Raw genomic sequence first — 23,165 nt, 5'->3', positions numbered from 1 at the left:
GTCGCAAGTCAGGACTTCTGATGATCCCAAGCGGTTCACTGCACAGTGACAGATCATTGTTGCGAAAGGACTTTTTCAACAGATACAAAAAAGGCCACTCTTTCGAGTAGCCTTTTTGATGTTTGGTTGCGGGAGCCGGATTTGAACCGACGACCTTCGGGTTATGAGCCCGACGAGCTACCAGACTGCTCCATCCCGCGTCTGTGTGGCGGCATTCTACAGACGAACGACGGGGTGTCAACCGCTAATCCCATAAAGGGTCAAATAAGTGTGGAATCGCGTCAAACGGTCGCAGGTGGCGCGTTAAGCTGCGGAAATGCAAAGAATTCCTGTTTGGCGCTCGCTTCTCTATAAGAAGACGAAATTCAAAAAACACACGCGCACAAAAAAGGCCACTCTTTCGAGTAGCCTTTTTTGATGTTTGGTTGCGGGAGCCGGATTTGAACCGACGACCTTCGGGTTATGAGCCCGACGAGCTACCAGACTGCTCCATCCCGCGTCTGTGTGTCGGCATTCTACAGAGGAACGCCGGGGTGTCAACCCGCAATCTGGATAAAATCTGTTGAGGTTCAATCGGTTAGCGATTTTTGTCGGGTGTTTTTTACGTTGCAGGGCAGGTGGGGCAAGGCTTTCAGCTCTATTGACGGTTGTTTGTCGATTGAGAAAATAAATTCAAAGGCCTTTTCCTACGTGCGCAAAAGAACATTCATACCACTGGTGCTATATACAGGTGTCAGTGAGATACTGCCGATCCGGTTCGCCACGTTTCCTTTTCTGACATGACACAGCGAAAAATCATCCACATCGACTGCGATTGTTTTTACGCCGCCATCGAGATGCGCGATGACCCGCGTCTGGCCGGCAAGCCTTTGGCGGTGGGTGGTTCGGCGGATCGGCGAGGGGTGATCGCCACTTGCAACTATGAAGCGCGGGCATACGGCGTGCGCTCGGCGATGGCGTCGGGGCATGCCTTGAAGCTGTGCCCGGACCTGACCATCGTCAAGCCGCGCATGGACGCTTATCGCGAAGCCTCGAAAGAGATTCATACGATTTTTGCCGATTACACTGACTTGATTGAGCCTTTGTCGCTGGATGAGGCGTATCTGGACGTGTCGGACAGCGCGCATTTCGGCGGCAGTGCCACGCGCATTGCGCAGGACATCCGTCGCCGAGTCTCCAATCAATTACACATCACTGTGTCCGCAGGCGTAGCGCCGAACAAGTTTCTGGCGAAGATCGCCAGCGACTGGAAAAAGCCCAACGGCTTGTTCGTGATCACCCCGGATCAGGTCGAAGACTTCGTCAGTGGTTTGCCGGTGAGCAAGTTGCACGGTGTTGGCAAGGTCACGGCGGACAAGCTGGGCAGGCTCGGCATCGTCGACTGCTCGCAGTTGCGCGAGTGGGACAAGTTGGCCCTGGTGCGTGAATTCGGCAGCTTCGGTGAGCGACTGTGGAGTCTGGCTCGTGGGATTGATGATCGCTTGGTGCACAACGACAGTCGGCGTCAGTCAATCAGCGTGGAAAACACCTACGACGTTGATCTGCCGGATCTGCGCAGTTGCCTGGATAAATTGCCAGAACTGCTGGAAACCCTGAAAACACGGATGGCACGGATCGACAGCAGTTATCGGCCGGGCAAGCCGTTCGTCAAAGTGAAGTTTCATGATTTCACCCAGACCACGCTGGAGCAGGCCGGGGCAGGGCGGGATCTGGGCAGTTATCAGTTGATGCTGACGCAGGCGTTCAATCGCGGCGGGAAGCCGGTGCGGTTGCTCGGGGTCGGGGTGAGGCTGGAGGACTTGCGCGGCGGGTTTGAGCAGATGGAGTTGTTTGAGCGGTAGTCCGTTAAAAGCAAAAGATCGCAGCCTGCGGCAGCTCCTACAGAGAAATGCGTTCCCATGTAGGAGCTGCCGCAGGCTGCGATCTTTTAATAGGCCTTAATTCGGCCCTGGATCCGCCACCAGACGCCCGGCATCCTTGGTCAGCGACTTGAGAAACTCAGTCTGCAACTCAGGATCATTGCGCGTCAGTTCGATCAGGCTTTGTTCCAGTTCGCTGGCTTCTTCTTCCAGACCCAGTTCCGACAGACGCTTGACCCGGTGTACCCACTGGCTCACTTCGTCGTCTTCGAGGTCGTCATAAATCAGCCCGTGCGCTTCCAGCAACTTGCCACGCAGGTGACTGCTGATCATCAGCGTCGAGTCCGAGTGCACGTCATCCTTGCTGTCTTCGACACTGATCTGCAATTTGCCGACATGATTGAGATCATTTTCAGCAAAGGGACTGTCGAGCAGATTCAGGCGCAGCACACCGTTGCGATCGGTGGTCATGTCGAAGGTCTGTTTGCCAGCCTTGACCTGTACCGGGCGCTCGCTCCAGGGCAGGCTCGAATACTCCGTGCGCTTGTCGCGCTGGACTTCATCGATGCCCGCGAGGTTTTGTTGCGCACGACCGTTGGACTGTACGTTCATGAACGGATTGAGCCCGGCAAAACCGTAGCTCAGCCAGTCCTTGGTCACGCTGTCCGGCAGGTTGCCCAACGCAAAAACGTTGACCACATTCGCACCGACGCCGCCGACCACGGCCACTACGCCCAGCGGGATCTCGTAGACCTCCCGCCAAGGCTGGTAAGGCGTGTAGCGATCGTAATGACGGGTGACCTCGAACTCGGTGACTTCGAAAGTCTTCTGTTCGTTGATCTTCACGCGCCGCTGCGGCAGCTCAAGCGCCTTAGGCTCACCGACATCAATCTGCAGGCTGTGGTCGAGCAACTTCCGCTCGACCCGCTCTTCGTGCTCGCTGCGTTGTGACATGTGATTGGCACAGCCGCTGACCAGCAGGGCACCGCACAGGGCGGTGCCTCCGAGGCCTAAGGTGTTTCGCTTGAACATGACGTCTCTATCTGGTTTCAGCGGCGGATACGGGCCTGCAGGAAGGACAATACGTCAGCCACCGGCAATGCTTGCGCTTCGCCTTCGGTACGACTCTTGTATTCCAGGTTGCCTTCGGCGAGGCCGCGGTCGCTGACCACGATCCGGTGAGGAATGCCGATCAGTTCCATGTCCGCGAACTTGATGCCCGGGCTGGTTTTCTTGTCGCGATCGTCCAGCAGCACTTCGAAGCCGGCCGCCGTCAATTCGGCGTACAGTTTGTCGGTGGCTTCGCGCACCTGCTCGGTTTCATAACGCAGCGGTACCAGAGCGATCTGGAACGGCGCCAGGGTGTCGCTCCAGATGATGCCGTTGGCGTCGTTGTTCTGCTCGATGGCCGCAGCCACCACGCGGGAAACGCCGATGCCGTAGCAACCCATTTCCAGGGTGACCGGCTTGCCGTTCTCGCCCAGTACTTCGCACTTCATTGCTTTGCTGTACTTGTTGCCCAGCTGGAAGATGTGCCCGACTTCGATGCCGCGCTTGATTTCCAGGGTGCCTTTGCCGTCCGGGCTTGGGTCGCCAGCGACCACGTTACGCAGGTCGGCCACGGTCGGAACCGGCAGATCACGCTCCCAGTTCACGCCGAAGTAGTGCTTGTCATCGATGTTGGCGCCGATGCCGAAATCGCTCATCAGTTCGACCGAGCGGTCGATGATGATCGGCAGCGGCAGGTTCAGCGGGCCGAGGGAACCTGCGCCGGCGCCAATGGCGTCACGCAGTTCGGCGTCGGTGGCCATGACCAGCGGGTTGGCCACGCCAGGTTGCTGGGCTGCCTTGATTTCGTTGAGCTCGTGGTCGCCACGGATGACCAGCGCGATCAGCTTGCCTTCTTCTTCGGCGCGCACGATCAGGGTCTTGATGGTCTTTTCAATCGGCAGATTGAATTTTTCCACCAGTGCCGCGATGGTTTTGGTGTCTGGCGTGTCGACCAGGCGCAGCTCTTCGGCCGGCGCTGGACGCGAAGTCTCGCGTGGCACGGCTTCGGCTTTTTCAATGTTCGCGGCGTAGTCGGAACCGTTGCTGAAGACGATGTCGTCTTCGCCGGACTCGGCCAGTACGTGGAATTCGTGCGAACCGGCACCACCGATCGAACCGTTGTCGGCTTCAACCGGACGGAATTTCAGGCCCAGACGCGTGAACACGTTGCAGTAGGCTTCATGCATGCGGTCGTAGGTGACTTGCAGCGACGCCTGATCTGCGTGGAAGGAGTAAGCGTCCTTCATGATGAATTCGCGGCCGCGCATCAAACCGAAGCGTGGACGGATTTCGTCACGGAATTTGGTCTGGATCTGGTACAGGTTGATTGGCAGCTGTTTGTAGCTGCTCAACTCGTTGCGCATCAGATCGGTGATCACTTCTTCGTGGGTCGGGCCCGCGCAGAAGTCGCGACCGTGGCGGTCTTTGATGCGCAGCAACTCAGGGCCGTATTCTTCCCAGCGCCCCGATTCCTGCCACAGCTCGGCCGGTTGGGTGCTCGGCATCAACACTTCCAGAGAGCCGGCGGCGTTCATCTCTTCGCGAACGATGGCTTCAACCTTGCGCATGACTCGCAGGCCCATGGGCAGCCAGGTGTAAAGGCCCGAGGCGAGTTTGCGGATCATCCCGGCGCGCAGCATCAGCTGATGGCTGATCACGACCGCATCGGAAGGCGTTTCTTTCTGTGTGGCGAGCAAAAATTGACTGGTGCGCATGGTTGGCCGTTGTCGGTTGCTATGACTGGAAATGACGGAGCAGTGTACCGGCGAGTTTTGCTGACGTACAGGCGGGCGGCCGGGGGAGAGGTTCAACAGCGGAATTCCTCCCGCCGTTGAGGAAACGTCTTACGATTCTTCCGCGACAGGTGTCGGTACCGGCTCGGGCGTTGGCGTCGGGCCTTCGCGGCGGCTCTCCTGGAACCAGTGCAATGCGATCAGCACCAGCGTCGGTACGCCGAGCAGCGCGGTGATCAGGAAGAAGCTGTGATAGCCGAACTTCTCGACCAGCACCCCGGAATAACCACCCATCAAACGTGGCAGCAAGAGCATGATCGAGCTGAGCAGGGCGTATTGCGTCGCCGAAAACTTCAGGTTAGTCAGGCTCGACAGGTAGGCAACGAACGCCGAAGTCGCGAGGCCCGAGCTGAAGTTGTCGAGGGAAATGGTCACCACCAGCATCTGCAGGTCCGGGCCCATGTCGGCGAGCATCACGAACAGCAGGTTGGTAGCTGCCGAAGCGACACCACCGATAAACAGAATCGGCAGAATGCCGAAACGCACGATCAGCAGGCCGCCCATGCCGGCGCCGACGAGGGTCATGATCAGGCCAAAGATCTTGCTGACACTGGCGATCTGATCCTTGGTGAACCCCTGGTCGATGTAGAACACGTTGGCCATCACGCCCATCACCGTGTCCGACATCCGATAGGTAGCGATCAGGCCGAGCAGCAATAGCGCCTGCCAGCGGTAACGCAGAATGAAGTCGTTGACCGGTGTCAGCACTGGCGCCAGACCACGGCGGCCCATGGTCGACAGGCACAGACCGGTCAGCAGCGTATAGAGAATGGCGCGCAGAAAGGCGCGGTCTTCGAGCAGCAGGTCGAGCGGACTCATGCCGCCGAACAGCACGCTGGCGAAATCGGTGTTGTAGAGCTGGGTGAACATCGCCGGTACGGACACCAGCAGGACGATCAGCACGAACACCGACATCAATTGATGCATGAAGGTGTAGCGCCCGGCCTGCAGCTGAGTGCGCAGCGGCACCGGCGGCTCGCGCATGAACAACGTGGTCAGCAGCGCCGGCACCATCAATGCACCGAACAGCACATAGGTGCCAGTCCAGGCCGAGTGTTTGTAATTGAAACCGGTAGAGCCGAAACCTTCGGCGAAAAACAATGCGCCGGCAGTTGCGAGCAGGGCGGCGACGCGGTAACCGGACATGTAACTGGCGGCGAGGGCGGCCTGACGGTTGTCTTCGGCGATTTCCAGGCGATAGGCGTCGACCGCAATGTCCTGGGTGGCGGAGGCGAAAGCGACGACAACGGCAATGGCGATCAGCCAGGACAGATGTTTCTGCGGATCACAGAACCCCATACCGATCAGGCCGAGGATCACCAGCACCTGAGAAAGCACCAGCCATGAACGGCGGCGGCCAAGTTTGCCGAGCAGCGGCAGGCGCCATTGGTCGAGCAACGGTGACCAGACCCATTTGAACGCATAAGCCAGACCGATCAGGCTGGCGTAGCCGATGGTTTCACGGGCGACGCCCGCTTCACGCAGCCAGACTGAAAGCGTCGAAAACACCAGCATGTACGGCAGGCCGGCAGCGAAACCGAGCAACAACAGCACGAGCGTCGAAGGACTGGCATAGGCGGCGAGCGCGGCGCGCCAGGTTTTACGGGGCATGGGCTGAAGTCTGCCTCAAGATTGCGAAAACAAAGCGCGCACTCTAACCGCTGTGCTCTACCGGACGCCAGCCATGGCGCTGAATATCCACACGATTATTCCGGACGGTGATGCCTTCCATGCGCAATCTGGCCCTTTGTTCGTCGCCCGACGTGCTGCCCACCGGCAGGCTGATCCGCCCACCAGCGCCCAGCACGCGGTGCCAGGGCAACTTGGTATCGTCGGGCAATTGACTCAACGTACGACCGACCCAGCGGGCGGCGCGCCCCAACCCGGCCAGTTCGGCCAACTGACCATAGCTGACGACTTTGCCCTCGGGGACTTGCGCGAGGGTCGAGTAGAGCGCCGTGCGTCGGATTTGCGCTTCGCTCTCATCTTCGTGGATCGGGTCTGTCACGGGCGTGGTTCCTGAACTTCGGCGCAGTTGTCGCTGCAAGGGTAATGCGTGACTGCGCAGTTGAGAAATGAACTCAATAGAAATAGTCCGGTCAGTCCTTGTCAGGGTCTTATTCCTACGGATAATGCCGACTTTTTCGCAAACTTGAGCCTTTGATTCGCTTATGTTGTCCAGATCCCTGCTGTGCCTAGCTGTTTTCAGTGCGTCCACGCCCTTGCTTGCCGACACCGTCTGGTTGAAGAACGGTGACAAGTTGAGCGGCACCATTACCGTGTTCGATGGCGGCAAGCTGTTGATCCAGACCAAATACGCTGGCGCGGTCACGATTGACTGGAAAGAGGTCAAGACCCTGGACAGCGATCAGCACTTGCTGGTCAAGCAGGATGCCTACACCGGCGAAGTGTCCAAATCGCTGAGCGCAGCGGAAGACGGCAAGGTTACCCTGGCCAATGGTGAGGCGCCGAAGACGGTCGAGCTGGCGAGCATTCAGCAGATTCTCAAGCCCAAACCGGTGGTCGAGGATCTGGTCTGGAAGGGTAATGTCGACCTGGCGCTGGACTATCAGCGTGCCGAGAAGGATACCGACGACTATGACGTCGGCTTCAAGACCACTGCGCGGCATGGTCGCTGGCGGCACATCGCGGAAGGTGAATACAACCGCGAAGTGCAGGACGATGTAACCACCACCGACAACTGGCGCGCGGAATACTCGCTGGACCGCTTCCTCACTGATCAGTGGTTCTGGCAGGGGCGTTTGAATTACAAGCGTGATCACATCGAAGAGCTGGCCCGCCAGCGCGTGGTGGGTACCGGTCCCGGTTACCAGTTCTGGGACGATGAGCTGGGGGCGTTCTCTCTCGGCTCGCTGCTCAACCGCACTGATTACGAGTATCGCGATGGTAGCAAGGACAACTTCTACTCCGTCGCCATGAAGTGGGACTACAACCGCTACCTGATTGGCAAGAAGGTCGAGTTCTTCACCAACGGTGAAGTCGGCAAGCCGTTGTCTGGCGTGGCTGACTACGCACTGGATGCCGAGATGGGCTTGCGCTACAAGGTCACCGACTGGGCGTCGCTCAATCTCAAGGCGGAGCGTGACATCATCAGCGGCACTAACGATGCCGATCTGAACAAGACCCGTTACACCGCTGGGTTTGGCGTGGCCTGGTAAGGCAAAAGCAGAGATCGCAGCCTTCGGCGGCTCCTAAAGAGGATTGATATACATCCTTTAGGAGCTGCCCAAGACTGCGATCTTTTTTTGCGCGCTGAAAAATAGTCGCCCACAAAAAAGCCCCGCTTTTAAGGGCGGGGCTTTTTTCTAAAGAAGCTACAAGTTAGATAACTTGTACTTCCTCAGCTTGCATGCCTTTCTGACCGCGGGTAGCGATGAAAGAAACCTGTTGGCCTTCTTTCAGGCTTTTGAAGCCGTCGGATTGGATAGCTTTGAAGTGAACGAACAGGTCGTCACCGGATTGTGGAGTGATGAAGCCGAAGCCTTTTTCATCGTTGAACCACTTAACGGTACCGGTTTGGCGATTAGACATGGTGTAACTCCTTGAACAAAGATAACTGCGACTCAGGAAGAACCCTGGCCGAGACTGAGTGCAAAGAGCAGGAAAAATTCTTGTAGATGGTTGGATCGAAATTCAACATATCGTGTAGAGATTCTCAGTGACACAAGCAGCACAGTGGCGCCACCTTAACCCTTTTTCCGAGACGTGCCAATGCTTCTTGCGAAGGTTTCTTCGATTTAGGGATCGGCGGTGTGACGGTTCGTCGCCAGACCGCGTAAATCATGGGGGATCGCCGAGAATTGCAGTGCGCACTTTGAACGAGGCGGCGCGCCCGGTAAGATGCCGGACAGAATTTTTCCACCTCGCTATTCAGGACACCCCGCCATGAGCATCAAATCGGACAAGTGGATTCGCCGCATGGCGCAGGAACAGGGCATGATCGAGCCGTTCGTCGAGCGCCAGGTGCGCGGCAGCGACGACAGCCGGGTGATCTCCTACGGTGTGTCGAGCTACGGCTACGACGTGCGTTGCACCAACCATTTCAAGGTGTTCACCAACATCAACTCGTCGATCGTCGACCCGAAAAACTTCGACCCGGGCAGCTTCGTCGACGTCCACAGCGACGTCTGCATCATTCCGCCGAACTCGTTCGCCCTGGCCAGCACCGTCGAATACTTCCGCATTCCACGCAACGTATTGACCATTTGCCTGGGCAAGAGCACTTACGCGCGTTGCGGCATCATCGTCAACGTCACGCCGCTTGAGCCTGAGTGGGAAGGTCATGTGACCCTGGAATTTTCCAACACCACCAACCTGCCGGCGAAAATCTACGCCAACGAAGGCGTGGCGCAGATGCTCTTCCTTGAATCCGATGAAGAATGTGAAGTTTCCTACAAGGATCGCGGCGGCAAGTACCAGGGCCAGCGTGGCGTGACTCTGCCGCGTACCTGATTCGTCCATCCGGCGGATGTCGGGAATTCTTTGGCGGGCAGACACTCTATGGGGGGTACTGCCCGCTCTTGCTTCTGGCAAAACGGGCCTTCGCCGAGGAGTGCTCCATGAAGATCGATCCGCATATCAGTGCCGAGCTGGCAAGGCTTGAGCCCAATCAGGTTGGCGTATTGGCCTGGTCCCTGTTGGCACAACCATCCTTGAGCATGGCCGGTGGAATTCCCGGACAGCCTGATCCCGACACGCCCAACGAACAGCCGACCGAACCGGGCGAGCCGACCCTGCCGGATGAGCCACCACCGGCGCCGGTGGCCTGATGCTTGTGCTTTTGTAGGAGCGAAGCTTGCTCGCGAAGCGGTCTGTCTGTTTCATCCTGGGTGAATGGGCGGACGCCTTCGTGAGCAAGCTCTGCTCCTGCAGGGTTGAGGGGCGGTTCAACTGACTGGCCAGATTTGGTTATCACCGATGACAAAGATTTTGCAGCAGTCATCCCTCTCGACCGGATAACCGCCGGTAAACGCGCCGAACGCTGGCATCAGACTGATGCGTTCACCCAACCTGAAACACGCCAGCCGCAAACTCTGGCGGCCCTTGCCATGCAGCCGATAAACCGGATGCACATGTCCGGCCAGCACATGCCGTTGAGGATGTGGCTCGGGCTCGTGCTGCAGGGCGAATGGGCCCAACAGTAGCGGCTCTGGCACCACTCGAATGTTCAGCGCCGCCGGTGGATCCCCTGCGCGTTTGTCATGATTGCCGCGAATCAGCGTCATCGGCAGACCCGCGTGGCGTGCACGCCATTCCGCCAACGCCCCTAAAGTGCCCGCAGCGTGCGAGCCGGGGCCATGCAGGAAGTCTCCGAGAAATATCAGTTGTCGGCAGGGCAGCGTTGCCAGCAAACGATCAATCACCGCGATATTGCTCGCCGTGGTGCCCTGCGGAACCGGTTGGCCGAGGCTGCGGTAAGCCGCGGCTTTGCCGAAATGCACGTCGGCTATCAGCAGCGCCTGTTGCGCCGGCCAGTACAGGGCTTTTTCCGGCAGCAGCCAAAGCTCTTCCCCGGCCAGTCTTACGGGATAAGGCGTATTCATGGGCGTTTGCCCTTGTCGGCCGATTTTTCCAGATCCCCGACCATCCGTCTGATCCGGTCGGCGAGTTTTTCCGAACTCATACTTTCGCGCATGCGCTCCACCAGCAACGGAAAGCCCAACGGCGTAGGACGTTTGATCTGCTGCACGTCGAGTTTCATCCGATTGATGCGATCCAGGGTCTGTTCCAGTCGACGAATATCCAGCTCTTCGCGCAGGACTTCTTCCCCGGCCTGGGCGAGCAACAGGTTGTCCGCGTCATATTGTTTAAATACTTCAAAGAACAGTCCGCTCGAAGCCTGCACCTGTCGGGTGCTTTTCGGCGCGCCGGGGTAACCGGCGAACACCAGCCCGGCAATTCGCGCGATTTCGCGAAAACGCCGCAAAGCGAGTTCGCCAGCATTGAGACTTGCCAGAACGTCAGCCAAAAGATGCGCAGGGTCGAGCAGTTCAGCGTTGAGCTGCTTCGACCAATCCACCGGCGTGGCACTGAGCAGCTCCAGACCGTAATCATTCACCGCAATCGAGAACGTCACCGGTTGGCGCTGACTGACGCGCCAGGCGAGCAAACTCGCCAGCCCCAGATGCACCTGCCGCCCGGCGAACGGATAGAGGAAAAGATGCCAGCCCTCGCGGGATTTCAGCACCTCCGCGAGCATATTGTTAACGGTCGGCAGACCCGACCAGCGAGCCTGAGTCTCCAGCAGCGGTCGCAGTGCCTGCATTTCCGCGCCGATGAACTCACCTTCTGCGGCCGCACTGAAGCGTGTCACCACGGCTTGCGCCAGTTCATTGGAGAGCGGCATGCGCCCGCCATTCCAGCGCGGCACCGCCGCTTTTTTCACGCTGCTGCGCTTGACGTAAGCGGTCATGTTTTCCACGCGCACCAACTCCAGCAAACGCCCGGCGAACAGAAACCCATCGCCGGGTTTGAGCCGGGCGATAAAACCTTCTTCGACGCTGCCCAGCTGTTTACCGCCGCCGCCCTTGCTCCAGAACTTCAGGTTGATGCTGGCATCGCTGACGATGGTGCCCACGCTCATGCGGTGGCGCCGTGCCAGACGCGCATCCGGTACACGCCAGACGCCATGTTCATCCGGTTCAACCCGGCGGTAATCCGGATAGGCTGTCAGAGACATTCCGCCGTGGCGTACGAAAGCCAGCGCCCACGTCCAGTCCGCAGGCGTCAGATCACGATAAGCCCAGGCGCCGCGGACTTCTTCGTACAACTCATCCGGCAAAAATCCACCACCCAGCGCCATGCTGACCAAATGCTGGACCAGCACATCCAGCGGTTTGTGCGGTGACAGGCGCGGTTCGATGCGCCGTTGCTCGACTGCATCGCGGGCCGCAACGGCTTCGATCAATTCAAGGCTGTGGGTCGGCACCAGCGTCACCCGAGAGGTACGCCCGGGTGCATGGCCCGAACGCCCGGCGCGCTGCATCAGACGTGCGACACCTTTGGCCGAACCGATTTGCAGCACGCGCTCGACCGGCAGAAAGTCCACGCCCAGATCCAGGCTCGAGGTGCAGACCACGGCTTTCAACAGGCCATCCTTCAAGGCTTTCTCGACCCAGTCGCGGGTGTCGCGAGACAGAGAGCTGTGATGCAGCGCGATCAATCCAGCCCAGTCCGGCCGCGCTTCAAGCAACGCCTGATACCAGATCTCCGACTGCGCCCGGGTGTTGGTGAAGACCAGCGTGCTAACGCAGGCGTCGAGTTCGGCAACGACCTGGGGCAGCATCTTCAGACCGATGTGCCCAGCCCACGGAAAGCGTTCAATGGACGGCGGGATAAGGGTGTCGACTTTCAGCGATTTTTCGCTTTGCCCTTGAACACTGATGCCATCGCCCTGTGGGATCAGTACTTCCTCGGCGTGGGATTGATTACCGAGCGTGGCGGAGACGCCCCAGACAATCAGATCCGGTTGCCAGCGCCGCAAACGCGCGAGGGCCAGTTGCAATTGCACACCGCGCTTGTTGCCAAGCAGTTCGTGCCATTCGTCGACGACGATCATCCGCAGCGTCGACAGCGCTACCTGCGCATCAGCGCGGGCCAGCAGCAATGTCAGGCTTTCCGGTGTGGTGATCAACGTGGTCGGCAGGCGTCGACTTTGGCGGGCGCGTTCGCTGCTGCTGGTGTCGCCGGTGCGCAGACCGATGCTCCACGGTATTTGCAAATCCTCGACAGGGGCTTGCAGCGCGCGTGCGGTGTCGGCGGCGAGGGCGCGCATGGGCGTGATCCACAACACGGTCAGTGGTTCGGCCGGTGGTTTGCGCTTGCGAGAGGTTTCAACGATGGCAGCGGGTTTGGCGAAACGGTTGAGCGCAGCGAACCACACCGCATAGGTTTTGCCGGCACCGGTGCTGGCATGGAGCAATCCGGATTCCCCACGTTTGACCGCCGCCCAGACTTGTTTCTGAAAAGCGAACGGCTTCCAGTGGCGGGCGCTGAACCAGATTTTTGCGAGGTCGGGCGAGATGGGCATGCCGGCTACGTGCGCTCAGAAGATGTTCTTCCAGTGACCATGCAGCGCTATGACAAGTTTAATTTCCATCACTTCGCAGCCGCGAGCAACCGCAGCTATGCGAGGTGAAATTCAGACTTCAGAAGCCGTGGTTTTTCCGGGGACAATGGAATTGACGGTAGGCGGGAACGCGCAGTTTTCCGGCACCTTCAGCGGTACCGATGAACATGCAATCCTGATTGAAAATGGCAGTTTCAAGTTCGATCATCCAGCTTGAACCTGATGCCTGAATAACAGCAGCCGGAAAACCGGCTGCTGCTGTTTCAACCCTGAGGCTACTTCAGGTTGCCACTGAGAAATTGCTTCAAGCGTTCGCTCTTCGGGTTACCCAATACGTCTTCGGGCGCACCTTCTTCTTCCACCAGACCTTGGTGCAAGAACAGCACCTGGCTCGACACCTTGCGCGCGAAGCTCATTTCGTGGGTGACCATGATCATGGTTCGACCCTCTTCAGCCAGGCCTTGAATCACCTTCAACACTTCCCCGACCAACTCCGGATCGAGCGCTGAAGTCGGTTCGTCAAACAACATCACTTCCGGTTCCATCGCCAACGCCCGAGCGATCGCCACGCGCTGTTGCTGACCGCCAGAAAGAAATGCCGGGTACTGATCCGCCACCCGCGCCGGCAAGCCGACCTTGTCCAGATAACGCCGGGCACGATCGTCGGCTTCCTGTTTGCTGCAACCCAGTACCCGGCGCGGGGCCATGGTGATGTTTTCCAGCACGGTCATGTGGCTCCACAGGTTGAAATGCTGAAACACCATGGCCAGTCGCGTGCGCAGGCGTTGCAGTTCATCGGCGTCGGCGACATGCATGCCGTGGCGGTCGGTGACCATACGGATCGCCTGGCCATCGAGGCTCATGGCGCCGTCGTTGGGGTGTTCGAGAAAGTTGATGCAGCGCAAAAAGGTGCTTTTGCCCGAGCCGCTGGCGCCGATCAGGCTGATCACGTCGCCGGTCTTGGCCTTGAGCGAAACGCCTTTGAGCACCTGATGGTCGCCATAGCTTTTGTGCAGGCCTTCAACGGTCAGTTTGTACATGGGACAGACATCCTCAAGGCGAAAGTAGGTAGCCGCTGCGGTAGGCTTCGGCGCCCGCGACGTGGGCGATGACCATGCCGGCCGTGGCCATGCGTCGCAGCGAACGGGCATACAGCAGGCCGGCGGCGACGCAATGAATGGGGGTGACCTTGTCGTGGATCGGGTCGATGATTTCGGCGATTTGCTGGCCGGCTTCCAGGTATTGCCCTGCTGTGACGCTGTACACCAGCAAGCCGCCAACCGGCGTGGTCACCGGTTCGACACCGGCCAGCGGGGTGGCCGGAAACGGCAATGGCGGCTGCGGTTTGGTTTCGCCGACGATTGCATCGAACTGGATCAGATAGTCGATCAGCGCCTGACAGTCGCGGCTGGCCATCGGATGATTGACGTCACCTTGGCCGCGCAACTCGACGGTCACCGAGAAACTGCCGAGGGGAATCTCGAAATGTTCGGCGAAGCGTTCCTTCAATTGCCACCACAACAGGGTGAAACATTCGTCGAACGACTGGCCGCCGGAATCGGTGGCCAGCAAGCTCGCCTGAGCCTCGATATAACGCGCCAATGGCTCGACCTGCGGCCAGGCTTCAGGCGTGGTGTAAAGGTGCACCACCGATTCGAAATCGCAGTGCAAATCCAGCACCATGTCGGCATCGCAGGCCAGCCGTTGCAGGGTCAGACGCTGGGATTGCAGTTGCGTACCGGCGGTCTGGCGGGCGAGGGCGTCACGCAGATGCGTGCGGATAAGTTCAAGGTTGTGCTGCGGATCGTCGTTCAGCCTGCCCTCGATGGCGTTGCCGATTTCCTCGCTGAGGTCGACGAACCAGCGGTTGAAGTTCTGTCCGCTTTCCAGTTCGTAGCGGCCCAGCGGCACATCCATCAGCACTTGTTCGAGGCCGACCGGGTTGGCCACCGGTACAAGCACGATCTGACTGCGCAGGCGGCCGGCAGCTTCCAGCTCCGTCAGGCGCTGCTTGAGATGCCAGGCGACGAGCATGCCCGGCAATTCGTCGGCATGCAGTGAAGACTGGATGTAGATCTTGCCTTTGGCCTGCTCCGGGCCGAAGTGGAAGCTGTGGATCTGTCGTGCGGTCCCCGGCAGCGGGGCCAGCAAGTCATGGATCAGGTGGCGCATTTGCTGTGTTGTCCTAGTGAGTCGGGCCGAGGAAGGCCAGCCATCGGCGTTCGGCAAGGCGGAACAGGCCGACCAGCGCAAAGGTAATGGTCAGGTAGATCAGCGCGGCGATGCCGAACGACTGAAAGGTCAGGAAGGTCGCCGAGTTGGCGTCCCGCGCGACTTTCAGGATGTCGGGGATAGTCGCGGTGAAAGCCACGGTGGTCGAGTGCAGCATCAGGATCACTTCGTTGCTGTAATAAGGCAACGAACGGCGCAGCGCCGACGGCATGATCACGTAGGCATACAGCTTCCAGCCGGTCAGGCCGTATGCCTTGGCCGCTTCGACTTCGCCGTGGTTCATGCTGCGGATCGCCCCGGCGAAAATCTCCGTGGTGTAGGCGCAGGTATTGAGGGCGAACGCCAGAATCGTGCAGTTCATCGCATCGCGAAAGAAACTGTCGAGCAGCGGCTGCGCCCGCACGGCGGCCAGGCTGTAAATACCGGTGTAGCAAATCAGCAACTGGATATACAACGGCGTGCCACGGAACAGGTAGGTGTAGAACTGCACCGGCCAGCGAATGTAGAAGTGCGGCGATACCCGCGCGATCGACAAAGGAATCGAGACGAGGAAACCGATAACGATTGAGGCCGTGAGCAGCCACATCGTCATCGCCAGCCCGGTGATGTTCTGGCCGTCGGTATAAAGGAAGGCGCGCCAGTATTCCTGCAGAAGTTCGATCATCGCACGGCCTCCCGGGCACCGGCGGCGTAGCGGCGTTCGAGCCAGCGCAGGATGAAATTCGAGGCACTGGTGATCAGCAAGTAAATAAACGCAGCAAGGACCAGGAAGTAGAACAGTTGATAAGTGCTTTTACCGGCGTCTTGCGCGGCTTTGACCAGATCGGCCAGGCCGATGATCGACACCAGCGCGGTGGCCTTGAGCATCACCATCCAGTTATTGCCGATGCCCGGCAAAGCGAAACGCATCATTTGCGGGAACACCACAAAGCGAAAGCGCTGACCGCGTTTGAGGCCATACGCGGTGGCGGCTTCAACCTGACCACGCGGCACCGCGAGGATCGCGCCACGAAAGGTTTCGGTGAAATACGCACCATAAATGAAGCCCAAGGTCAGCACCCCGGCGCTAAACGGGTCGATTTCGATGTATTCCCATTCCAGATAATCGGTCAGAGACGTCAGCCAGGTTTGCAGGCTGTAGAAGATCAGCAGCATCAGCACCAGATCCGGCACGCCGCGAATCAGCGTGGTGTAGAGCTGGGCGGGCAGGCGCACCAGTTTGATTTTTGACAGTTTGGCACTGGCGCCGAGCAGGCCGAGCAACACGGCCACCAGCAGCGACAACGCCGATAATTTGATAGTCATCCAGGTGCCTTCCAGCAACAAAGGACCAAAGCCCTTGAGGCTGAAGGCGGCGAGCCCCAGATTTTGCAGGAGGGTTTCGAACATAAATCAGCAACCTGAGCGGATGGAAAAGGCGCCCATCGAGGATGGGCGCCGGGGCATTATTTGCCGCTGTACAGATTCAGATCGCCAAAGTGTTTCTTTTGAATCTCGGCGTATTTGCCGTCATCGTGTAACGCTTTGATACCTTTATCTAAAAGCGCCTTCAGCTCAGTGTTACCTTTCTTAATACCGACAGCGGTTTTGGCTGGCAGCAATTCGCTGTCCACTGGCTTGCTGACGTCATAGTCGGCGCCCTGTGGCGACTTCAAAAAGCCCAGTTCGGCTTGCAGCATGTCCTGGATACCGGCGTCGAGACGGCCGGAGGTCAGGTCGGAATACACTTGATCCTGGTTCTGATAGGCCTGGGTTTTCACGCCGGCCTTGTCCAGCACGGCTTTGGCGTAGGCCTCTTGAATAGTGCCTTGCTCGTAGCCGACGGTTTTGCCCTTGAGGGACGCGACGTCTGCGGTGATGCCGGAACCTTTCTTGAACACATAAGCGGTCGGGCCGGAGAACAGTTCGCTGGAGAAGTCGATGACTTTTTCGCGGGCCGGGGTCACGGTCATCGACGAGATCACACCGTCGAATTTGTTGGCCTTGAGGCCCGGAATCATACCGTCGAAGTCACTTTCGACCCACTTGCACTTGACCTTCAGTTCGGCGCAGATCGCGTTGCCCAGGTCGATGTCGAAGCCCACCAGGCTGCCGTCGGCCGCTTTCGACTCAAACGGTGCGTACGAAGGGTCAACGCCAAAGCGCAGCTCTTTGTATTCCTTGGCCAGCGCGGAGCCAGCGGCCATGCACAACGCCAGTGCAGAAAGGGTCAGCAATGCTTTTTTCATTATTCAATCCCTAAGAACCAATATGAGCGCTTGTGGCGCAGAATTATTGTTACTGGAACGCGTACGACCTATAGAAAGTAGCAATTTCCGAACCATAGTCCCGAACAAGCGTTTTAAAAGGTTGGGCGGGGGATGTTGAGGGCGGTTGGATGCCCGGAAACGGGCATTGCTATTTCGTTGCACCCTTTCGGATCAAACACCAGGTTTTGATCGTTCCCACGCTCTGTGTGGGAATGCAGCCCGGGACGCTCCGCGTCCCATCCAGAGCCGAACGCGGAGCGTCCGTTGAGGCATTCCCACGCGGAGCGTAGGAACGATCTTCGCGTCATGTTGAACTCAGGCGAGAAGATCCTGCAATGTGGCTAGGCTATCCGCCTCATCCACGGTTTTATCTTGTCGCCAGCGCAGCATCCGTGGAAACCGCACGGCAATTCCGCTCTTGTGTCGCCGCGAAAGGGCGATGCCCTCGAAACCCAGCTCAAACACCAGGCTCGGTTTCACGCTGCTCACCGGGCCGAATTTCTCCACCGTGGTCTTGCGCACGATGCTGTCCACCTGACGCATCTCCGCATCGGTCAGTCCCGAATAGGCCTTGGCGAACGGCACCAGCGCCCGTTGGCTTGACTCCGGTGGCCCGTCCCACACGGCAAAGGTGTAATCGCTGTAGAGACTGGCCCGTCGACCATGCCCTCGTTGCGCATAAATCAACACCGCATCGACGCTGAACGGATCGACTTTCCACTTCCACCAGACGCCCATGTCCTTGGTGCGGCCGACGCCATACAGCGAATCCCGCGCCTTGAGCATCATGCCTTCCACCCCCAAACGCCGAGAGGCCTCGCGCTGACGGGCGAGGTCGAACCAGTCACTGCCAGTCAGCACGGGGGAGGGCAGCAACACCGGGCTGTTGCAGCTTGCAATGACCTCTTCAAGTTGCGCACGACGTTTGGCTTGCGGCTGGTTGCGCCAGTCTTCGCCCTGCCATTCGAGCAAGTCGTAGGCGAGCACCACCACCGGCACGTCTTCGAGGATTTTCTTGTCGAGGGTTTTACGACCGATGCGCTGTTGCAGCAAGGCAAACGGCTGCACCGCTGGCGGCTCTGTCGATTGCGGATCGAAGGCGTCTTCGGTGGTCGGATGGTTGCTCTTCCACACAACGATCTCGCCATCGATCACCGTGCCGTCCGGCAAACCGTGGACCAGCACATCCAGCTCGGGGAAGCGCTCGGTGACCAGTTCTTCGCCGCGCGACCACACCCACAAGCGGCCCTCGCGTTTGACCACTTGTGCGCGGATGCCATCCCATTTCCATTCAATCTGCCAGTCGCTGGCCGGGCCGATCAGCGCTTCAAATTCCTCAACCGGTTGCGACAACGCGTGGGCGAGGAAAAACGGGTACGGCTGACCGCCGCGCTGGGCGTGTTCGTCGGCGGATTCCGGGGCAATCAGTTTCAGGTAACTGGCGGCGTTGGGGCGGTTCGACAGGTCGGTGTAACCCACCAGCCGCTGCGCCACGCGTTTGCTGTCAAGGCCGGCCATCGAGGCCAGCGCGCGGGTGACGAGCAATTTCGACACGCCGACGCGGAAGCTGCCGGTGATCAGTTTGATGCACAACATCAGGCTTGATCGATCGAGTTGTGCCCACAGCGCCGGCAATTGTCGGGAAAGAAACTCCGGCGTTTCACCACGCAGCGGCAGCAGTTTGTCCTCGATCCATTCGGCGAGGCCGGCTTCAGAACTGTGCGGGTTTTCCGGGAGTACCAGCGAAATGGTCTCCGCCAGATCGCCGACCGACTGATAGCTCTCCTCGAACAGCCACGGTTCGAGGCCTGACATCTCCACGGCAATTTCGCGCAGAATCCGCACCGGGACCAATTGCCGAGGCCGTCCGCCGGACAAAAAGTACACCGCCCACGCCGCGTCCTGCGGTGCCGCCAGGGCAAAGTAAGCTTGCATCGCTGCCAGTTTGGCGTTGCTTGAAGTGGTGGCGTCGAGCTCGGCGTACAACTCGGCGAAGGCTTTCATGTTGAAGTCTCGGCGACGGTGGGTTCGGCGGCGATGTTGTCTTCCTCGTCATCACCGTATTCGGTGTTAAAACCTTGCGCATCCAGACCGTGCTCGCGCAGATGACGCACCAGCACTCCGATCGAACCGTGCGTGACCATCACCCGTTCGGCACCGGTCTGGTTGATTGCCCACAACAGGCCAGGCCAGTCGGCGTGATCGGAAAGGACGAAGCCGCGATCAACACCGCGCCGCCGCCGGGTACCGCGCAGGCGCATCCAGCCGCTGGCGAAGGCATCGCTGAAATCACCGAAACGGCGCATCCAGCTACTGCCACCGGCCGAGGGCGGGGCGATGACCAGTGCCTCACGCATCCGTGGATCATTTTTGGCGACGTCACCGGCGTAGATCGTCGGCGGCAGGTACACGCCGGCCTCGCGGTACACCCGATTCAGCGGCTCGACCGCGCCGTGGCTGAGGATTGGCCCGAGGCTTTCGTCAATGCCGTGGAGAATCCGCTGGGCCTTGCCGAACGAATAGCAGAACAACACGCTGGCTTTGCCGGCGGCAATGTTCGCTGCCCACCACTGATTGATCTCGGCGAACACCTGCGCCTGCGGCTGCCAGCGATAGATTGGCAGGCCGAAGGTCGATTCGGTGATGAAGGTGTGGCAGCGCACCGGTTCGAACGGCGCGCAGGTACCGTCCGGCTCGATCTTGTAATCGCCGGACGCGACCCAGACTTCGCCGCCGTATTCCAGACGCACCTGTGCCGAGCCGAGCACGTGGCCGGCGGGGTGAAAACTCAAAGTGACGCCGTGATGGGTGAGGCGCTGGCCGTAGGCGAGGGTTTGCAGGTTGATGTCCTGCCCCAGTCGTGCGCGCAGAATCCCTTCGCTGGCGCTGCTGGCCAGATAATGCTGGTTGCCGGTGCGGGCGTGATCGCCGTGGGCATGGGTAATGACCGAGCGCTCGACGGGGCGCCACGGATCAATGTAGAAATCCCCGGCAGGGCAATAGAGACCTTCGGGGCGGGCGATAACAAGGTCCATGTCGTTACCAGGAATGGGGGGCTTGTTAGCTATGAGGTTGGCGCGAGTCCAGAAGTTCTATCGACTTTGAAGAGCAACCGTCACCCCAGCCCTCTCCCAGAGGGAGAGGGAGCCGACCGAGGTGTCTGGCGAGTGACATCGACCTGAAAAACCGCGCCGATTATGGATTCGGCAACGAACGAACCGAGTTAACTCCGGATTCGGCACACTCCTTCAGGTCGGCGTAGACCTGCAGCAACCCCCAATCAGTCCCCTCTCCCTCCGGGAGAGGGTTAGGGTGAGGGGCTTTTGACCTTTGCCTTATTTGCCGGGAGTCAGGGTCAAACGGGTTTTGCCATACACCCGGTCAAAGTTCTGCGGCTGCATCGGCAAACCGATGTATTGCCCCTTCAACCACGCATCGATGCCATTGAGATAGTTCGGGCTGAGCGGATTACCCGATTGCCCCGTACCGTTCTGCCCCATCAGCGGTTCAGCCTGACCGAAGTCGACGATAAAGCGCATCGACGGCGCGCGCGTGGTGTTGAAGTCCTGACCCCAGGCGAAGGCCGACGTGTTCAACGTGGTGTGGTCGCCACCCGCCGCCAATGGGCCGCGTACCGTCTGACCATTGCTGTTTTTCCAGGCATAGCTGTGCAATTTGCCCCACTGCCAGGCGCGGTGATCGCCGCCCAACTGACTGTCGCCAGCGCTGATCGCCGCCGCAAGACTGCGGGCAAGAATCACTGCTTTGTCTTCTTTCTGCGGCGTGCGAGTGTCGTCCCAGAACGGGCTGTCTTCACGTCCCAACAGATGATCGGCCTGCGCCGCGTAGGACAAATCCCCGTTGGCAATAAACGCTTTCCACGCCGCGCTCGATTCCGGGCCGAGTTCGTCGAGGAAAATCTGCTTCATGCTTTCCTGCAGGAACAGTTCGTACATCGCCGCATCGGCCGATGTCGGGCTGAGCTTGCCGTCGAACGCCATCAGCCGCGTCAACGCCTCGCGGGCCTTGCTGCGATCCGCTTCCGGCAGCGCATCGATGGCCTGCTTCAGCGGCTGCTTCATGCCTGGAGCTTCAAACACTTTTTTCAGCTTGGCGGCGAACGTGGTGGTCTGGTCGTATTGCATGGCGATCACGCTGCGGCTGTCGTGTTTGCCGCTGCCGGCCAGTTCCGCCAAGCGTTCGCCACGCTCCGGCGCCGCCCAGGAATTCGACAACTGCATGCCGTAACCGTGAGGAATCACGCGCTGGTTGGCGGTGCCGAGCCAGCCTTGCGCCGGGTCTTGATCGTAGGGGTGCAGCATCGGGTCGGCGTAACCGTCCCAGTCGTAGCGACCTTCCCAGCCCGGCGATGGCAGCAGACCTTCGCCTTCACGACGGTTCGGGAAACGGCCAGTGACTTGCCAGCCAATGTTGCTCGCGTCGGCAAACACCAGATTCAGCGCAATGGCGCGGATCTCGCGGCTGGCGTCCGAAGCACGTTCAACGGTTTGTGCACGGGTCAGGTCAAAAAACGCATCCAGCGACTTGTCGTCGGTAAAGCTCGGCGTCTGCAAGGCCAGGCCGAAACCGCTGCCTTGTGCGGCGGCTTGAGCACTGTTGAGCAACGCGCCATGACGGGTTTCGTACACCGCTTCACGAACCGGTCGCTGGCCTTTGACGAAATAGGTTTCGTTGCGCACGCCCAGCGGCTGCCATTTGCCATTGACCTCATAGGTCAGGCTGCTGCCCTGGCGACGGATTTTTTCCAGGAACAGGTCCTGGTTGTCGCCGAGCACGCTGGTGGTGCTCCACGCCACTTTGCCGTTGAAGCCACCGAGGACCAGCGGCAGACCGGCGACGGTGACGCCAGCGGCCTGATATTTCGGGGCGCGGATCTGCACGAAGCTCCACAGCGACGGCGCGGCCAGCGGCCCGTGGGCGTCGCTGGCGAGAATGCTTTTACCGCTGCGGCTGCGTTGCGGGGCGAGCGCCCAGTTGTTCGAAGACGTAGCACCGAGCATGTTCAGTGTCGACAGTTGCTGGCTGGCGCTGCTCAATTCAGTCAGGCCGGGAATCTGCCCGTTGAGTTTGAGCCCTTGCAGCTTGTCGGCTTCGGCCAGAGGCAGATTCTCGTCGGGCGCGGACGGCGTCAGCCAGGCGAGTTTGTCGGTGGTCACGGTTTGCGCGAGCACCAGCGAGGAAATTTCTTCCGGCAGGTTGGCTGACTGGCTGAAATTCAGCAGGGCGAAAATCAGCGCCGAATCTTCCGGTTTCCAGTATTCAGGCTTGTAACCGCTGGAGGCGAGGTCGCCCGGCAACTTGTCGGCGTAGCGGAACAGGTAGGCATTGACCCCCCGCGCATAGACTTCGAAGAAGCGCTTGAGGCGTGGCGACGAAGCCTTGTACAGCTCACCGGCGCTTTTCTTCAGGTTGACCGCGCGCATGTAGCGGTCGGCATCGAGCATCGAGGCGCCGGACATTTCCGCCAGACGGCCCTGAGCCAACAAACGCAGGGTGACCATCTGGTTGATGCGGTCGCTGGCGTGCACGTAGCCGAGGCTGAACAGCGCGTCGTGGAAGGTATTGCTTTCGATCAGCGGCATGCCCATGGCATTGCGGCGCACCGACACGTTCTGCGCCAGACCCTTGAGCGGTTGCACGCCGGAGGTCGGCGGCAGGGTGTCCTGGGCGTTCCAGGTCTGGCAACCGGACAGGCCCAAAACACCGGCCACTGCTGCGGCAACGCCGAACCGGGGAAGAAAATGAGTAAGGGCTGGCGAGGCCATGGCAAAGCTCCTGCGGGGGGTAGCGTCAGTAAAGCCGCTACGTTAGTGAGCAGGAGGTGGCCGCGCAAGCGGGGGCGGGGGTTATTTGTGCATTTCTGTCGAATGGA

Annotated in this window: 20 protein-coding genes and 2 tRNA genes; 4 read left to right on the top strand and 18 right to left on the bottom strand. The window is 59.5% G+C overall.

The window, feature by feature from the left end; genetic code table 11:
• Positions 1 to 123: 123 nt before the first annotated feature.
• Positions 124 to 200: transfer RNA gene (locus AK821_RS27830), tRNA-Met, on the bottom strand.
• A 222-nt stretch (positions 201 to 422) separates the two neighbouring features.
• Positions 423 to 499: transfer RNA gene (locus AK821_RS27825), tRNA-Met, on the bottom strand.
• Between the two features lie 280 nt (positions 500 to 779).
• Between AK821_RS27825 and dinB the strand changes: the two genes are divergently transcribed.
• Positions 780 to 1,841: a DNA polymerase IV gene (dinB, locus tag AK821_RS27820; RefSeq protein WP_064393105.1), complete on the top strand. Its 1,062-nt coding sequence runs from the start codon at positions 780 to 782 to the stop codon at positions 1,839 to 1,841.
• Between the two features lie 96 nt (positions 1,842 to 1,937).
• Here the strand turns inward: dinB and AK821_RS27815 are convergent, their stop codons facing one another.
• The 4 genes from AK821_RS27815 to AK821_RS27800 all read right to left on the bottom strand — a co-directional run bounded on the left by AK821_RS27815 (position 1,938) and on the right by AK821_RS27800 (position 6,710).
• The gene (locus AK821_RS27815; protein WP_064393104.1) at positions 1,938 to 2,891 is read right to left on the bottom strand and encodes a hypothetical protein; all 954 of its coding nucleotides are present in this window, start codon (positions 2,889 to 2,891) and stop codon (positions 1,938 to 1,940) included.
• A gap of 17 nt (positions 2,892 to 2,908) precedes the next feature.
• A complete protein-coding gene (locus AK821_RS27810; protein ID WP_064393103.1) occupies positions 2,909 to 4,624 on the bottom strand; it encodes a proline--tRNA ligase in 1,716 nt (571 codons plus the stop codon).
• A gap of 129 nt (positions 4,625 to 4,753) precedes the next feature.
• Positions 4,754 to 6,313: an AmpG family muropeptide MFS transporter gene (locus AK821_RS27805; RefSeq protein WP_064393102.1), complete on the bottom strand. Its 1,560-nt coding sequence runs from the start codon at positions 6,311 to 6,313 to the stop codon at positions 4,754 to 4,756.
• Positions 6,314 to 6,356: 43 nt separating this feature from the next.
• Positions 6,357 to 6,710, bottom strand: coding sequence for an MGMT family protein (locus AK821_RS27800; protein WP_064393101.1), 354 nt, complete (start codon positions 6,708 to 6,710; stop codon positions 6,357 to 6,359).
• 163 nt (positions 6,711 to 6,873) lie between these two features.
• Here AK821_RS27800 and AK821_RS27795 point away from each other — a divergent pair, with 163 nt between their 5' ends.
• On the top strand, positions 6,874 to 7,881 hold the full coding sequence (locus AK821_RS27795; RefSeq protein WP_064393100.1) for a DUF481 domain-containing protein: 1,008 nt from the start codon (positions 6,874 to 6,876) through the stop codon (positions 7,879 to 7,881).
• A 163-nt stretch (positions 7,882 to 8,044) separates the two neighbouring features.
• Here AK821_RS27795 and AK821_RS27790 read toward each other — a convergent pair whose 3' ends face one another.
• Positions 8,045 to 8,254 (bottom strand): cold-shock protein, encoded by a 210-nt coding sequence (locus AK821_RS27790; protein ID WP_002554837.1) that lies wholly within the window; start codon positions 8,252 to 8,254, stop codon positions 8,045 to 8,047.
• Between the two features lie 354 nt (positions 8,255 to 8,608).
• Here AK821_RS27790 and dcd point away from each other — a divergent pair, with 354 nt between their 5' ends.
• On the top strand, positions 8,609 to 9,175 hold the full coding sequence (gene dcd / locus AK821_RS27785) for a dCTP deaminase (RefSeq protein ID WP_008083888.1): 567 nt from the start codon (positions 8,609 to 8,611) through the stop codon (positions 9,173 to 9,175).
• A gap of 107 nt (positions 9,176 to 9,282) precedes the next feature.
• On the top strand, positions 9,283 to 9,492 hold the full coding sequence (locus tag AK821_RS27780; protein WP_064393099.1) for a hypothetical protein: 210 nt from the start codon (positions 9,283 to 9,285) through the stop codon (positions 9,490 to 9,492).
• A 117-nt stretch (positions 9,493 to 9,609) separates the two neighbouring features.
• On the opposite strand, the gene pdeM is transcribed toward AK821_RS27780, so the two are convergent.
• The 11 genes from pdeM to AK821_RS27730 form a co-directional block, all read right to left on the bottom strand.
• Complete coding sequence (pdeM, locus tag AK821_RS27775) at positions 9,610 to 10,266, bottom strand: ligase-associated DNA damage response endonuclease PdeM (protein ID WP_064393098.1); 657 nt, start codon at positions 10,264 to 10,266, stop codon at positions 9,610 to 9,612.
• A complete protein-coding gene (locus AK821_RS27770; RefSeq protein WP_064393097.1) occupies positions 10,263 to 12,752 on the bottom strand; it encodes a ligase-associated DNA damage response DEXH box helicase in 2,490 nt (829 codons plus the stop codon). The genes pdeM and AK821_RS27770 overlap by 4 nt, the downstream gene beginning before the upstream one ends.
• A gap of 118 nt (positions 12,753 to 12,870) precedes the next feature.
• The gene (locus AK821_RS31170) at positions 12,871 to 12,999 is read right to left on the bottom strand and encodes a hypothetical protein (protein ID WP_269084686.1); all 129 of its coding nucleotides are present in this window, start codon (positions 12,997 to 12,999) and stop codon (positions 12,871 to 12,873) included.
• 67 nt (positions 13,000 to 13,066) lie between these two features.
• On the bottom strand, positions 13,067 to 13,831 hold the full coding sequence (locus tag AK821_RS27765; protein WP_064393096.1) for an ABC transporter ATP-binding protein: 765 nt from the start codon (positions 13,829 to 13,831) through the stop codon (positions 13,067 to 13,069).
• A gap of 13 nt (positions 13,832 to 13,844) precedes the next feature.
• Positions 13,845 to 14,963: a succinylglutamate desuccinylase/aspartoacylase family protein gene (locus AK821_RS27760; protein ID WP_064393095.1), complete on the bottom strand. Its 1,119-nt coding sequence runs from the start codon at positions 14,961 to 14,963 to the stop codon at positions 13,845 to 13,847.
• A 13-nt stretch (positions 14,964 to 14,976) separates the two neighbouring features.
• On the bottom strand, positions 14,977 to 15,687 hold the full coding sequence (locus AK821_RS27755) for an ABC transporter permease (protein WP_008083897.1): 711 nt from the start codon (positions 15,685 to 15,687) through the stop codon (positions 14,977 to 14,979).
• A complete protein-coding gene (locus AK821_RS27750; RefSeq protein WP_064393094.1) occupies positions 15,684 to 16,412 on the bottom strand; it encodes an ABC transporter permease in 729 nt (242 codons plus the stop codon). Before AK821_RS27750 ends, AK821_RS27755 begins: the two co-directional genes overlap by 4 nt.
• A gap of 56 nt (positions 16,413 to 16,468) precedes the next feature.
• Entirely contained in the window at positions 16,469 to 17,251 is a 783-nt protein-coding gene (locus tag AK821_RS27745; protein ID WP_007918608.1) for a transporter substrate-binding domain-containing protein, read from the bottom strand.
• A 336-nt stretch (positions 17,252 to 17,587) separates the two neighbouring features.
• On the bottom strand, positions 17,588 to 19,276 hold the full coding sequence (locus AK821_RS27740; protein WP_064393093.1) for an ATP-dependent DNA ligase: 1,689 nt from the start codon (positions 19,274 to 19,276) through the stop codon (positions 17,588 to 17,590).
• Positions 19,273 to 20,307, bottom strand: coding sequence for a ligase-associated DNA damage response exonuclease (locus tag AK821_RS27735; RefSeq protein ID WP_064393092.1), 1,035 nt, complete (start codon positions 20,305 to 20,307; stop codon positions 19,273 to 19,275). The genes AK821_RS27740 and AK821_RS27735 overlap by 4 nt, the downstream gene beginning before the upstream one ends.
• A 300-nt stretch (positions 20,308 to 20,607) precedes the next feature.
• Complete coding sequence (locus AK821_RS27730; protein WP_064393091.1) at positions 20,608 to 23,058, bottom strand: penicillin acylase family protein; 2,451 nt, start codon at positions 23,056 to 23,058, stop codon at positions 20,608 to 20,610.
• Positions 23,059 to 23,165: the final 107 nt, after the last annotated feature.

It is taken from the genome of Pseudomonas sp. RIT-PI-r (assembly GCF_001297015.1).
Taxonomy (GTDB): domain Bacteria; phylum Pseudomonadota; class Gammaproteobacteria; order Pseudomonadales; family Pseudomonadaceae; genus Aquipseudomonas.
This window is presented reverse-complemented; position numbering and strand designations above follow the sequence as displayed.